This is a genomic window from Coprococcus phoceensis (assembly GCF_900104635.1).
Lineage (GTDB): Bacteria > Bacillota > Clostridia > Lachnospirales > Lachnospiraceae > Faecalimonas > Faecalimonas phoceensis.
Genome location: NZ_FNWC01000007.1, coordinates 1,808,799 through 1,824,595 on the forward strand (window position 1 = coordinate 1,808,799; position 15,797 = coordinate 1,824,595).

The window sequence follows — 15,797 nt, forward strand, 5'->3', positions numbered from 1 at the left end:
AATTTCATTCAAAATAGTTCGCAATTTTTCCCTTTATTTTTTATGCATACTGCAAAATCTTTATTGCCGTAAAAAAGCCATTGCAAAGTATCATACTTTACAATGACTTTTTTCTTGAAAATTATACCTCAAATAATGGTGTCGACAAATATCGTTCTCCCGTATCCGGCAATATTGCCACAATTGTTTTTCCTGCATTCTCTTCTCTTTTTGCAAGCTCTATCGCCGTGTGAAGCGCTGCGCCGGATGTAATTCCTATCAGTACCCCTTCTTTGTGGGCAAGCATTCTGGAAGCTGCATATGCCTCGTCATTTTCCACCTGCACAATCTCATCATAAATCTCCGTATTCAAAATCTCCGGAATGAAACCTGCTCCAATCCCCTGCAGACCATGAGGTCCTGGTTTCCCTCCTGATAACACCGGTGATGCCGCCGGCTCCACTGCAATTACTTTCAGCGCCGGATTTTTCTCTTTTAAATACTCCCCGGTTCCTGTAATTGTTCCACCGGTACCGACTCCCGCAACGAAGATATCCACCTTACCTTCGGTATCTTCCCATATCTCCGGTCCGGTAGAAGCGGTATGCGCAGCCGGATTCGCTTTGTTTATAAACTGACCAAGAACAACTGCCCCATCAATCTCTTCTGCAAGTTCTCCAGCTTTCGCAATCGCTCCAGCCATTCCTTTTTTCCCGTCTGTCAGAACAATCTCTGCGCCATAACCTTGAAGAAGTTTCCGCCGTTCTACACTCATCGTCTCAGGCATTGTAAAGATTGCACGATACCCCTTTGATGCCGCAATGGACGCAAGTCCAATTCCGGTATTTCCACTTGTAGGTTCGATGATTGTCCCTCCACGCTTAAGGATTCCCTGGCGTTCAGCCTCCTCCACCATATTTTTCGCAACACGGTCTTTTACACTTCCCGCCGGATTAAACAGCTCTAATTTCACCAGGATCTTTGCTTTTAACCCAAGCTCTGATTCGATATTCTGCACTTCTAAAAGAGGTGTATGCCCAATTAATTCCGTTACATTTTGATATACTTTTCCCATAAGTAATTCCTCCTTCAAATAGACTTCTGCTTTCTGTTTTCATCGGCAAATGATGCCATCAACTGCTTCAATGTCTTCTCCTCCAGCAACTGGTTCACCCGTGTATTAATCTGATCCCAGACTAAAGTTTTAATCGCTTCTTGCACGTCATCTGTCCCCTTCTCTTGTGCATATTCATCTACAATCGAGAACTTTCCTTCCAGTACTTCCAAAACTTCTTTCACCGTGATATCATCAGCCTTTTTTGCCAAACGGTACCCTCCGTTCACCCCTTTCAGGCTTTTTACAATTCCAGCCTTCCTAAGCACACTAAAAACCTGTTCCAAATAATTCAATGACAGTTTTTGCCTTTGTGCAATACTTGCCAACGCAATTGGCTCTCCATTGTCATGACCTGCCAAGTCTACCAGCGCCCGCAGTCCATATCTTCCTTTTGTCGATATTTTCATAAGAATTTTCCTTTTCCTACCACTTTGCTAAGTATTACATGTTTTATGTTATACACCTATTCTCCTGCTCTGTCAACTACCTCTTTTGTAATATCTGCCACTGAGACATTCTCCGTAACACCCAAGATTTCTCTCCACATATCTGCCCAGACTCCTCGTGTCAAGCAATCCTCACACGCAATCCCGCAATTCGTCTCTTTTGTCAGACACTCCACCGGTGCAAGCTCTCCTTCCACAGAGCGAAGCACGTCCAAAACAGTAATATCTTCCGGTCTTCTCGCAAGACGATATCCTCCCATTGCTCCTCTTGTACTCAAAATCAGATTCTCATTCTTCATTGCTTTGACAATCCTCTCTAAATACTTTTCAGACAGACCTCTCCGTGCTGCAATATTTTTCAGCCGCTCTAAATGCTCTTCCGAAGAATGCATTGCAAGATCCACAATTATTTCCAATGCATATGTCCCTTTTGTCGAAATTCTCATATTCTATCTCCTTATTTTCATTGTTACGTCTTATTGTAACCTATATTTGTGCATTTTTCATTATATTTTTTCAAAAACATTGACATTTATATAGAATTATGCTAATCTAATTCAATATTACGCAAGTAATACAACTTTATTATTTATTTTTATGGAGGTATCAACATGAACAAAGGTACAGTAAAATGGTTTAACAACCAAAAAGGTTACGGATTCATTTCCGACGAAGCAGGAAACGATGTATTCGTTCACTATTCTGGACTTAACATGGAAGGTTTCAAATCTTTAGAAGAAGGTCAGGAAGTAGAATTCGAAGTAACTGAAGGTGCAAAAGGACCTCAGGCAGTCAATGTCGTAAAACTTTAATCAGAATCAAAATGTAGATGTGCCTTTTATTTATGTTTATGTATATAATATATATTTAATTAATATTTAAAAAGCAATTCTTATGCGAAATGATTAGAAAAGGAGCAGAAGCGGTTTTCCCGCCTCTGCTCTTTTTGATTTTACACTAAGCTTTTTTCTTTTTTACGACTACGCCAGCCATAAGAGCTGCTGCTGCAAAGATTCCCCACAGCATTACATCTGAAGAATCTCCTGTTTTTACACTTCCGTTTGAGCCTGAACCACCTGTAGATGGTTTCTGATTGTTATTTTGTGCACCTTGATTGTTTCCACTTCCATCAATTGGTGCTTTTTTCAATCCACTGACTGCTTTTTCTAATTGTGCAAGTGCTGCATCTACCTGCTCTGCCGTCGCATCTTCATACTCTAAAACTGCTTTCGCTGCATCAAGCGCATTCTTAAATGTTTTCCAGCTGTTTTCTGTATAACCATCATTTTTCAGATCTTTATACTTGTTATATGCTTCTTCCAACTTGCTCCTGTTAACAGGTTTTTCTGCTTCTTTCAGATCGTCTTTTGCTTTCTGCAACGCTTCTTTAGCTGCATCTACTTGTGTCTGATTGCTGTCACTGTTATCTGCAACAATTGCTTTTGCTGCATCAAGCGCATTCTCAAACACTTTCCATGTATCCGCTGTAAAGTCTTCTTCCTTCAGTTCCTCACATACTGTTACAAGCTCTTTAAGGCTGTCTGTATTGCCTCGTTCTTCCAACGCTTCTTTTGCCACTTCTAAAGCTGTTTTTGCTGCATCTACCTTTTCTTGGTCGCTATTGCTGTTATCTTTTATGATCGCTTTCGCTGCATCAAATGCTGTCTGGTAAACACTCCATGTAGAAGTTGTATATACTCCTTCATTCAGTTTCTCTTCTTCGTATGCTTTCACCAATTCTGAAAGTTCTTTTACATCGCCTCGTTTTACCAACGCTTCAATTGCCGCATTCAACGCTTCTGTCTTGGCATCAATTGTATCCTGATCCTGAGCTTCTTCTTTCAACAAGTCTTCCGCCTCATCAAGAACCGCTTTCATTGCATTGTAAGAATCTGTTGTATAAGACTCTTTGACAACCGCCTTTGCATCTGCAATTGCTTTTTCCAGTCTGCTTGTGTCAAGCTTTGGATTCTCCGGAGCCTCCTTCAATGCATTATAAGCATTTTCCAACGCCTCTTTTGCCGCATCCACCTGCGCCTGGGTGCTGTCGCTGTTGTCTGCCACAATTGCTTTTGCCGCATCAAACGCTTCTTTAAATACTACCCATGTGTCATGTGTATAATCTGCTTCTTTTAAATCCTTGTACTTTTCAACCAACGCTTTCAATGCATCTGTATCTCCGCGTTTTTCCAATGCTTTATGTGCATCCTCCAACGCTTTCTTCGCTGCATCTACCTGTGTCTGGTCACTGTCACTGTTGTCTTTAACAATAGCATTTGCCGTGTTCAAGGCTGTCTCATAAGCACTCCATGTAGAAGTTGTATAATCTGCCTCTTTCAATTCTTCTTTTTCATATGTGTCGATCAATGCTTTCAGTTCTTTCACATCACCTCTTGCAACAAGTGTCTTCATGGCATCTTCCAAAGCCTTGATCATCTGATTCATCGTTTCTGTTGTACCATTTTTCAAAAGTGCTTTTGCCTCTTCGATTTTTGCTAATGTCGCTGCTGCACTTGTCTTTGTACTTTCTGCCACTTTCTTTTCTGCATCTGCAATTGCTTTTTTCAGCGCGTTTGTATCTACCAGTTTGTTTTCTGCGCCTTCCAGTTTCTTCAACATAGCGTCTACTTCGCCCTGTGTCTTTGCTCCAGATGCAACAAGATCATATCCTTCTTTTACAAGTGCTTTAAATGCCGCCGCACTGTCTGTTGTTGCATTTGACGTATCCACTGCTGCTAACACAGTTAATCTCTCAATCAATTTTGTAAGATCAACTGCTGGCACTTCTTCTTTGTCAGGTCTTGTTCCGATCACTTCCATCTCTACGATATGGTTTGTGTCTCCGCCATTTTTCACACCATGCATATACACACGCACAAATCTTGCCTTTGTGTTTTCCGGTAAGTTCCACGACTTACCTTGTGCAGTTTCTTCATATGTTTCATCTTTAACTTCTGTATAATATTTGTCATTCAATCCATGAATTTTCTCTTTATCTGCATTGTATACAACTGTCGCTGTTCCGTCTTTAAAATCAGCTTCTTTCTCTGCAACTAAAATGACAGATGGATCATAAACACGATTCTGATTCCAGTAACGATATAAATTCAATGTATCTACATCGCACACTTCTCCTAAATCAATCTGCATATAAGAAGATTCTGCTTTGTCATCCGCACCAAATTCACCGTAGTTTCCGTTAGTATCTGCCTTGTTGCCATCCACAACCATAGACATCGGTCTGTCTCCGCCTTTGGCTGCATCTGTGTCATCTTTTGTCCATTTAGCTTCTACTTTCACCGAGCTATCTGTTGCAATGTTTTCTACTCCTGCCTTTTCTCCGTAGATTGCAAGATCTGCAACAGTAATCTGCTTATCTACATTCTGAGTTTGCCAATGATGTGATTTTGTACCGCTGATACGTACATATCTTGCCTCTTTTGCTTCAAATGTAATCTCTTCCGGGAAGAATGAGCTGTTATTCTCTTTCACTATTTTTTTCGAAAGATCACGACCACCATCTTCTGTTACTGCTGTCCATGTCTCTCCATCCACGCTTGTCTCCACAATCAGGTTTTTGATATTACCGGTACATTCCCAATAATTGTTCTGCACATTGTCAAAACGTGGTGTATAGTCAACTTGATCCAACTTGTATGTTGCACCCAAATCCACTTTCAGCCAAGCATTTTCATTGTTCACAGTACCCTCTGAAACTTTTTGACTTGTCCAAAACGTTGTATTATTCTTATCTAACACCGTATTCTTATCGCCTTCTTCTGTTCCTGACACTGTGATCATCTCATTTGTCAATTCTAATTTTGAGAACCCTTCTTGGAAGATTTCATCTACTTTATCATAGCCATATGCGGTATCATATACGCCGGCTTTTGAAACATCATTTCCAACTGTAATTGCAGCTTTTTCTACCTTATGGTATCTGTTGCCTTCCTTGTAATCCGAACCTTCCAGACTGCCATCCACATAAAGCTTCAGCATACCGTTATTTTCTTTCACACCGACAACTACATGTTGTTTGCCATCGTTGATCGTTTTACCGGAAACTGCTGTCGCACCATTCAGTGTAAAGGAAGCTTTTCCGTCTGCTGTAACTTTTAATTCATACTGATCATTTTGTTTTACAAGTGTCTGATCCTTGCCTGTTGTATTTACAGATGCAGCCACACTAAATCCGTTATTAGAATTCAATGACTTATCTGCCGCTGCAATTTCTCCGGCTTCTGCAATTTCCTTATTCTCGACAACTACATTGCCCTTGTGATATACAACTGATGCAGATGCTGTCGTCGCATTTCCTGACATATCCTTGATATCTTTTGGCGTCACCGTGATTGTCTTTCCGTCTTCCGGCGCTTTTGTCAAAGTGATATGATATGTTGTGTCGTCCGCGCTCTTTTCAATTGAAGCAATTCCGGAACCATCCACTGCAAAGAGATTTCCAGATACTTTTTCATTGAATTTTACCGTAACTTCACAATTACCGTCTGTCATAATCCGGTCAATCTCAGGTGCTTTTGTATCTTTTTGTGCAGAAACTCGTAAAATACGTACTTCATTTGGTTTCAAATTCACTGTATATTCTTGTCCGTATGTCAATGTTCCCGTCTGAGCAGACTCGTCGGAAAGCTTATAACTATGCTCCAAATAATAATCTAATGTGCCTGCACCTTCAGCAACACCTATAGTTCGGTCAAATGTAAATTTAATTTCTTTATCAGCGGAAGCAGATGGGTTACGAAGTGAAATGATTCCTTCTTTTCCATCAAAGCATGAAAATCCGTACGCTTCTGCTGATGCTTCACTTGAAGAAGCACTTCCCAAAGTTGTATTGTCCGGTCGTCCACCAATCATTTTAGAATTCTTCAGCATATGATAATTTTCTTCCGCCCACTCTAAAAATTCTCCGGTAATCTCATACTTGCCATCTGTCATGATACTGTCAGAATAGTATAGTTCCCAGAAAGCTGTTCCACGTGTAGAAAGCATATATAAGTAGTTCTGGAAATCTTCATCTGTAGCCGTATTCACATTCATTCCGGTTCCTTCTTTTCCATATACCGGATCATGGTTGTAAATGTTCTGCAATGGGAACTGGAACTCATGATTCTTCAGGAAATCATAGTAACATGCATCACGGTAAGTGATCTGCTTGTTCATTTTTGTTGTACCAAAACCAGCATCCTTTTGGTCATGTGTACATTGAATCCATACAGAGTTTGCCCATTGTAAATACCAAGGACTTGGGTTTACATAGCATGTCAATGAAATCCACAGATTATTAATGCCATCCTCTTTTTCACTTTGGCGTACTGCTTCCATAAGATCAATCCATGCTTCCCACAAATCCGTCACATGGTACATCTGATGGTAACCACCCGTCATATGGTGATTCGTCTCGCTATATACCGGAACACCGTCCGCACCACCTGAATTATTAAAGTGATTATACTGTCCTGTATCCGCAAATCCATCCCATTTCCAGTAATTTACCTTGAATCGCTTCTGCCAGTCAATTGCCATATCTTTAAATTTTTCTACGTACACCCGGTCTGCAACATCAATGGAACCGCCGGCTTTGCTTCCATTTCCAGCTTTTTCTATGATATTTGCCAATGTTCCATAGAAGTTATAGCCACCTCTTGGTCCAACCCACACACCGAAATTACTTCCAAACTTCTGCACTAACTCGCTGGATGGTGTCAGTTCATCTGGGAATTTTTCATTGAATGTCCAGAACCCTTCTTTATTAATCTCTGATCCCGATTGCGGATAAGAGCCAGCCCCTAGCGTTCCATCGTTGTAAGCATTCCACCCATCATCCACAACGTAAGAATCCAGCGGACGTACTTCCGCATTGTTCAACTCACGATCAATTTCAATGAAAGATTCCAAAATATTTTCATCGTCAATCTTCATCATGTTGTCGAACCATGAATTATATTGAATTCGAAATTCTGATGGAGTTGCAATCGAATCAATGTAATCATAGAAATCTGCCTGAATAACTTCGTTTTCCGTACTTCTTGCAGCGCCGGCAACTGTCTGCCATGTCACATATTTTCCATCTGTTGTCAGTTGATTATCCTCTTTCATTCTTTCGAATGTTTTTCCGGTATAGTAACGCATATATCCTGTCTCGTCTACAATCTCCGTATCTGCCGCCGGGAATTCACATCCGAAAAACATGCCCTGAATATAGATTGGCTGTCCAAGATTCGCCTTAAACTCTTCCATCTGAACAATTCCACCTTTTCCTCTCGGAATTGTCCACTGTTTATCAGACTCTTCTACTTTCAGAGATTCCAGATCGATATAGTCAATTTCCGCTTTTCCCATATCTTCATCCGGAACTTCAATTTCCAAATATTTACGCATGAAGTGATCCCCTTCATACATAACAACTACTTCGTCGATTGTATACTCTACACCTTTATGTGTATACGGTTCAAAGGAAAACGTCACCTTCTTACCTGTCTTCTTCTCCCCGTTGATAGTTGCTGTTGTATCTTCAACCTTCACGGCATCCTTGCCATCTTCCAGTTGTAAGTCACTTGTCTTAAACGCTCTGTCGTCCGCAACAACCGGCACTTTATCTTTATGTAAATTAAATTCTGCGCCACCCGCAAACTTCTCGCCGTTATTTGACGATGTTGCCACAAACTTAATCTGTGTTGCTGTACATGTTTCCTTTAAGTTCACATAGATCGGGTTGGTGCCATCATACTCAAATTCGCCTTCCGCAATCGGTTCTCCCCATTTATCTGAATTAAAATCAAGTTTTTCCGCCTCTGTAGATGCATACAATTTATAGCCTTTGATGTTTCCGTTTGTCGTCTCACTTTCTTTTCTAGGCGTATATGAAAATGACTGAAACGTCTCAGAATCATCAAATTTGATCACAACATTGTGTGGGTAATCCTGATCGCCCGCACCATTTGTTCCACCACCATAATTACTGTGCCAAATTGTATCAATCTTCCCATCTAACAGATTTGATGCCGGTCCATCAGAAGCGCCTGCCGCGCCATTCTGATAACTGTCCGCCTCTGCTGTCCATCCTTTTCTGTCAATCGGCTCCAAACTAATCGGGTCTTTCTTTTCTTTTGTCGTCTTGACAATAAATTCTTCACTACCTTCTTCCGGTGTAAAGTTAGTCTCTCCACCATCCGTTCTCTTGTTCACAATTTCAGTAGTAGATAACTTTGAATCTGCTGTTGAAAATGTTCTTTCAATGGCATCGTTTCCAATTGTTACGGAATTATCTTTCATCGTAACCTCAACTTTGCCATTTGAGGCATCTGGTTCCTTCGCCTCAGAGACTGATGTTGTGGAGAACGTACTCGTCACGACTACTGCCGCCGCGAGCATGGAACTTAAAAGTTTTCTTTTCATAACCTTCTCCTTTTCCTCTGCAATTCAAACTCCTTTCCAAGTCTTTTGGCAGATTAGATAAATTTGCAGGATTGTTTGTTTTGTAGCAATCATGCACTCTTTTAGTTTAGCACAATTTCATATTTATAGGTATAATATATAAATTTTTCATCATTTTGTATATTTCTCATGTCAAAAACAACTGTTTTAAATTCTCTAATTTTATATTTTTAGTTATTTTTAATAATTTTGTTTAAAAAAGGTTCCAAATTTGGTTTTCACCAAATCCAGAACCTTTTATTGCTTAACTACATTTCATCCTTTTCTTTCTTCTTTTTCGTGCCAAATACAACTGCACCAACTGCCGCCATCAAGCCGATATACCACGCTGTCGACTGCGTATCCCCTGTTTTCACAGGCTCTTTCTTATTTTCTTTTCCTTCATCTTTTGATGATTCCGGATTCGAAACAGTATCCTTTGAAACAACTGTAATTTCTACTCGTCCGGTTTTTCCATTCGAAGAAGTTGCAATTACATATGCTTTTCCTTCTTTTTTCGCAGTCACCGTTCCATCTGGACTCACAGACAAAATATTCTCATCTGATACAGACCATGTCACAGCCTTATCTTTGGCATCTTCCGGCATGATTGTCGCAGATACCTTTGTGGCGGCTCCAACTTTCAATGTGGTTTGTTCCGCTTTCACCACAACCATATCTACCTCTGGCTTTTCTGGTTTTACCGGATCTTTTTCTTCCAGCTTTCCTTGTTCCTCAGTCAATTTCAAAATTGCTTCTGTCACATCTTTTTGTAATATTCTTTCTTCTTTTTTGTATTCTGCCAGCAGTTTCTCAGAAGCAGACAGTGCTTTTTCAAATTCTTTTGTGTTTTTGTACTGATCTAAATCAATATTTCGTGCAGCCTCTACCGCTTCTTCCAACAATTTAATATCTGATTTTGCAGCCAGCGCCTCAAGTGCATCCAAAGCCTTTTGCAATTGTTCTGTGAGCGCATCAATTTTTGCCTGTTCCGTCATAAAATCTTTCAGCAACTCTTCTGCCTCTTCGCATAACTGATCGATGTTGGAGTAATATACTTCTAAATATTTTGTACGCTCCAACTTCTCCGCTTCATCCATCGCTTCCTGCAATTTTGAAAAATCAGAAGCTTTCTGATAAACCGCAAGTTCTGCTGCTGTCGCAAAGTTACCAAATCCCTGCGTCACTTCAAATTTGACATACTGTGCTTCCACTTCATCAAATGTCACTTTTTGAAGTTCTTGTTTATCCGCAAATGTTCCATCCGTTACAATTTTCTTCCATTTATCTGCCTGATTCGACTTGACATACAGATTGTATTTCTGTACTTTTCCATTATTTCCTCCAGCAGGGCGCTGCAAATATGAAAACTGATTAATCGTATATGATTTTCCCATATCAATTGTAATCTCTGCCGGATTGTCTGCCGATACCGTAAACATCGGATTATAACTGCTGTGCCAGATCGTATTTGGATTTTTGTCAAATGCATATTTGACAGGCCCTTCATTATGAGCCGTATTATCTGCCTGTTCTGTGTTTGCTGAAATCTTGAAGTTCTTTGAATCAATTTCCACCGCAGACGGCACCACCGGTCTGCTCAATTTATGTTCCAGCGCAGCCTCCAGACGATCTAATACTTCAAAGTAATCTTTTACCAAAACACCTGTCTGATTTTTCATCTTTTCAAGCGCCGCTTTTGCCTCCTGAATTTCCTTCCAGTCCTTTTCCAGAAAATAGTTTACATCTTCATCCGCCTTTTCAAGCGCTGTGCTTACAAGTTGATTTTTAGAATCTTCTTTTAAAACAATTGCATTATATGCATCTGTTAATTTCTGCGTCGCCTGCAAAATCTCCGTTTCTGTCACTCCCGGTTTTAAGTCAGTTGTTTTTGCTTCACTGTAAGCGCTTAAGAATGTCTGTAATTCTTTTCCATCTACAACAGAATTATTATCTACTCTCTCTGCTTTTGCCATGATTGCCTTTAATGCTGTTCTGTCTACTAATGGATTCAACCTTTCTTTTGCTTCCCGCAAATCGCGAATCATCCAAGCAACCTCTTTCTGGGTCGCCTTGTCTGAATCATATAAAGACTCCGCTTCTTTGAGCGCAGATTGGAACGCCAGCCACTTTTCATCCTGCTTGTAGTCGCTCGCAAGAATACTCTTCATCTCACGAATTACTTTCGAGAGCTGTTCCTTATCCTCAGCTGTTGCATAGGCATCCAGATTTTCCATCGCAGTCTCTAAATCTGTATACGCCTTTTCTATCTCTTCTTTCGAAGCATTTTGATTTTTATGCACTTTCTCAGCTTCTTTCAACGCAGCCTGCATGTTTTCAAAAGACTCTTTTGTATATGCCTTTTCATCTAACGCCTTCGCCTCTTCAATCAGCGCCTCCAGTGTTTCCTGGTTCATAGCGCGAGCCTGTTCCACATAGAAATTGTCTACATAATATTCTGTCGCTGCATTTTTTGTAATATCTACATAGTAATCATCATAATCTCCGGTTGTAAACTTCAATACCAGCTTTCCTTCTTGATCTTTTACCACTTCACTCGCAACCACAGCATGTTGCGCATCATTTTCCTTACTTGCTTTGTCTGATTTCACTGCGAATGTAAACGCATTCGAAGACGGAGATTTATAATCGATTCCTACTGTATACTCTGTATTTGGCTCCAGTCTTACTGTCGAAGGAATCGTTCTCATGTAATCTCCCGCACGTACCTTCAATGAATAGTTGCCATCGATTACATCCGGCGTATATTGCGGATCTACTGCATTCTTCTGTGACAAATGCGACTGGTCAGACTCCGTTGACACAAACACACCATATCCCTGGTCTACATTTTCAAAATCTTCCCAATATGTGTATTTTGCAGGTTCAGGATTTGTCGACGGATTTACTTTCATGACACGTACATCATCAAAATCCACTACCGATTCATCTGTCTTTCCTTCCTCCGCAGCCAAAGTCAACACCGCCTTGTCAGATGTTGCCGTAAAACGAACCTGCATACGTTGTGCATATGTCTGGTATTTGTCATTGTGATGAACACCATATTTTACATTGCTGCTGTCCATATAATTCGCTACAACTTCGTCCCCATTCTCGACTTTGATAGATGCTTTTCTGTCATCATCTGTAATACACCATACCGATGCCGAATAGGTTTGTCCTTTCTCAAGTCCTGTCAGAACCTGCTCCACTTGCCCATCTTTTTTCCCTTTAATGTAAAGATGCGCATTTCCAAGCGAATTATCTTCAATCGTAATATGTTCCACACTTTTTGCCGAAGAAGATTGCTTCCACTCATCAAAATTATAAGAATCAAATCCCATATCTTTTACCGGAGAGCCTGTTGACCATTCCATCGTATCCGATGTTTCAATCTTTTTCGCTTCTTCTTTGTAAAGCACATATCCTGTTTTTGCATCTGCTTTTAACGTCACTTTTCCATCTGTCACAGACACTGTTTGTTTATCGCTTTTTCCATTTTCAGAAAGCTTGTATACCGTAACCTGCGATGCATCTTTCCACGAATTCGGAAGTGACCATGTACTCTCTCCCCCATCGCCATTGTAATGATAAATCTTTCCTTCTGTATCATCGTCTTTTCCCCACGGAATAAATATTTTATTTCCTCTTGCAACTTCTTTTCCGTCTTTCGTGATGACATTGACACCATTTTCCATCTTTGTCACAACTTCATTATTTTCACCAAGCACCGCCTGCTCATTGCTTGTATACTGCATAACCGGATACTGTGCAAGGAACTTGTTCGGAAGTATCTGCTCATAAAAAATCTGCAGTGCATTGTTCATATTTTTCGCCGTCTGCCATCCATTGATCCCAGCTGTATCTGAGTTACGATCCTTCACACCACGGAACAGATCATGCTGCTGAAAAATATCAGACTGATTATTTTCCACAAAACGAACCAGATTTCCTGCCGCTTTCAGATTCGATGCCACTGGCTCCACCTGAATTCCATGTGCGAACACACTGTGCGATGCCATCTCATCCGCATATTCCGTTCCAAGAACGATGTCACGACCCGCAATATTTTCAATCAATTTATACATCGGCCATCTTGTACCAAAGAATACATCCACATAGGTCGAATCTATTTGTCCATTGGTATCTTTGTCATACAACTGTCCGAACCGTCCATCCAGACCATTTTCACTCTTATCCAAATCATCATTTTCACGTATAATCTGTTTTGAAGAATCATACCAGCTCCACGCTGCCTGATCTGTGAACAATCTTCCAAACTGCGGCGATTCCGGATAAATATCCGTATGATTGACATGGATTCCTATCTTGGCATTATATTTTTCAGAGTTTTCAAGTAATGTCTGAAAATCTTCCAAACCTCCGGCACGTTTATTGTAATTTGCAAAATCCGGATGTGATGAGTCGTGCCCTTCACTTTGATATCCTTTGATAATTATATTCTGACCAAATCCATCCATCGCAAGTGACATCTTCTTTACATTGTCTAAAATACGAAGAAACGGATACTGTGCCTCAGACCCCACATTCATTGCAACCATCGTCCATGTATCTGTCACAACATCTGCGCCTGTTTTTCTGGTCATACAGTCATCACGCAGTGCAATTGCACCATCTTGATAATCCACCTTACCGTCTTTGTTGCGATCCGCTGTAATAGCCACTTTCACAGCCGGCTCATACATTACTTCTCCATCCAGACCTCTGTATGTAAACTCATTCACCCAAAGTCCCGTGGAAGTGTGATCCCCCGCATCAAATGTCTGATACGCCACCTCATGCCGATTCTTATAGGATTCTCCTGTCAGAGTTGCCGCCACATTCTGATTACTCAGCACGGCAAGCGTTGTCTCACTGTAAGCATTTGCGACATTTGCTTTTGAAAGTTCTACCTTTGATTCCGAACGATAATCATTTACCGTGAGCATGCCGCCTGCATCCTTGCTCGACATAGAGATCAGACTGTGTTCTGGGAAATTCAAAGTATATAGCTTTGTCTTATCATCTTTGATATTTTTCACATGCATAGACAGTACATTTTCTTTTACTTCCATGATGACATCAAACGAAATCCCTGTTGATTCTTCCGAAACATGATAGGTCGCCTTCGCACCGGAAATATCTGATGTAACCTTCGGTGTGTACAGTTTATTATTCAATTCCACCTGATGTAATGCAAGTTCTTGCCCCTTGACAGTCTGCCCTCCCTCTTTCAAGGTATACTCGACCACTCTTGGGAAATTTGCATCCAGCGTCACTGTCATTTGCTCAGAAGCAATCTCAGCTTCCGACGTGTTTTCCACCACTTCTGGCGCACTTGCTGTCTCCTGTGTAAATCCTTGAATTGTCATGCCTGTACTTTCTGTTGTTCGAAAACCAACTTTTCCGGCATTCGTTGTAAGTCCACCTATCTCTCCATTGTAAATCTCTTCGTTATCCAAAAAGATTGTCACTACATTTTCAACAACTCTTACTTTTACTTTATACGGAACGTCACGTCCGGAAAGTACAAAACCGCTGTCCTCAATCTCTGCAAGTCTTCCGTTCTGATTATAAATCCCCCATTTTGTATAATGTTGGTTATTTTGAGCAGAAGGTCCCACATAAATATAGTCTGTCGGAGATGTATAGCGCAGTACCACGCCATAATTACAGCTATTATTTAGCGGATCATATGTAAATTCCACTTCTTGATTCTTAAGCTCCTTAGAATTTTGATCAATGAACACACCATCTTTCTGAACAGTCACACCATCTTTCCCTGCTTCCAGCACTCCGCTGTCTCCAGAAACTTTTTCAAACCCCTCTGTCCCTTTTGTGAAATCACGATTATAAGAAACTTGTTCTTCTTCCTTTTTGATTTGTATACTGCACGTTTTCTGTTGTCCATCTTCAAATACAAATGTCAAATTTGTGGATGCCGCATCTTTGATCTGTGCAATATATTCTTTTTTTATCGTAACTGTATTGGCATGAAATGTGTAATCTTTGTCCTTTTCTAATGCCACATTCCCACTTTTAATTTCTGTCAGTTGCAAAGACTCCTCAGCAATTGTTACTTTGAAATCTTCTTTTCCGGCTTCCTCATAATCAACTGTAAAATGATCCGGTGTAAGAACAACTTCTTTTGCGATTTCCCCTGTCTTTACATTGTCGATTTTAAAAGCACAATCATAGTTTTCAGACACCTTTCCCCAGAGGCGCATACCGACATTCCCCGCTTTTTCGTTGCTGAACTTGTCGATTTCCTGATTTATGATCTCCACACCATCCTGCAGAACTTTCACGTTGTTTCCGCGGTATTCCACTCGAATTCTATGAGTTTCTCCTACTTTTGTAAAACTTTTAGCCGCAGATGTTACGCTTCCCCACTCACCTGCTCCGTTGAACCAATTCCAGCTTCCACTGTCAATACCGATTCCCTGCCAGTCGTTTTCATTGTTATACCGAAAAATAATTCCCATGCGGCCACCATTGTCTGCTTTCGTCAGAGTCATATCCATCTCCACATAACCGTCTGCACGTTTTTCTGACTGGTTTTCCGAAAAAATCGTATTATCATCTGAGCTTAACACCATATATCCTTTTTCGTTCTCTCCGTCTGTAAACTCGATTTTCCCGTTTCCACTCGCCTTTGACCATCCACCTCTGTTTTGTTCATTTGTAAATTCAACAAATTCCTGCTTTAACGCTGCCTGTACTGTAAAATTCGATAATGGAACTGAATTTGCAAGCATACATGCTGATAATGTCACTACCATACCTTTTTTGACTGTTTTCTTCATTTCTGCCTCCGATTTTTG

Annotated in this window: 6 protein-coding genes; 1 reads left to right on the plus strand and 5 read right to left on the minus strand. The window is 40.6% G+C overall.

Annotated features, from left to right (window positions below):
* Positions 1-121: 121 nt before the first annotated feature.
* Genes cysK through BQ5364_RS12565 form a run of 3 tightly spaced genes read right to left on the minus strand, consistent with a single transcriptional unit; the run spans position 122 to position 1,988 of the window.
* Positions 122-1,054: a cysteine synthase A gene (gene cysK, locus BQ5364_RS12555; RefSeq protein WP_022251155.1), complete on the minus strand. Its 933-nt coding sequence runs from the start codon at positions 1,052-1,054 to the stop codon at positions 122-124.
* A 14-nt stretch (positions 1,055-1,068) separates the two neighbouring features.
* Complete coding sequence (locus BQ5364_RS12560; RefSeq protein ID WP_004611015.1) at positions 1,069-1,503, minus strand: RrF2 family transcriptional regulator; 435 nt, start codon at positions 1,501-1,503, stop codon at positions 1,069-1,071.
* Positions 1,504-1,559: 56 nt separating this feature from the next.
* Positions 1,560-1,988, minus strand: coding sequence for an RrF2 family transcriptional regulator (locus BQ5364_RS12565; protein WP_004611016.1), 429 nt, complete (start codon positions 1,986-1,988; stop codon positions 1,560-1,562).
* 165 nt (positions 1,989-2,153) lie between these two features.
* On the opposite strand from BQ5364_RS12565, the gene BQ5364_RS12570 reads away from it, so the two are divergent.
* Positions 2,154-2,354, plus strand: coding sequence for a cold-shock protein (locus BQ5364_RS12570; RefSeq protein ID WP_004611017.1), 201 nt, complete (start codon positions 2,154-2,156; stop codon positions 2,352-2,354).
* A 145-nt stretch (positions 2,355-2,499) separates the two neighbouring features.
* On the opposite strand, the gene BQ5364_RS12575 is transcribed toward BQ5364_RS12570, so the two are convergent.
* Complete coding sequence (locus tag BQ5364_RS12575; RefSeq protein ID WP_071144405.1) at positions 2,500-8,955, minus strand: discoidin domain-containing protein; 6,456 nt, start codon at positions 8,953-8,955, stop codon at positions 2,500-2,502.
* Positions 8,956-9,242: 287 nt separating this feature from the next.
* The gene (locus BQ5364_RS12580) at positions 9,243-15,779 is read right to left on the minus strand and encodes an endo-alpha-N-acetylgalactosaminidase family protein (RefSeq protein ID WP_235837168.1); all 6,537 of its coding nucleotides are present in this window, start codon (positions 15,777-15,779) and stop codon (positions 9,243-9,245) included.
* Positions 15,780-15,797 lie beyond the last annotated feature (18 nt).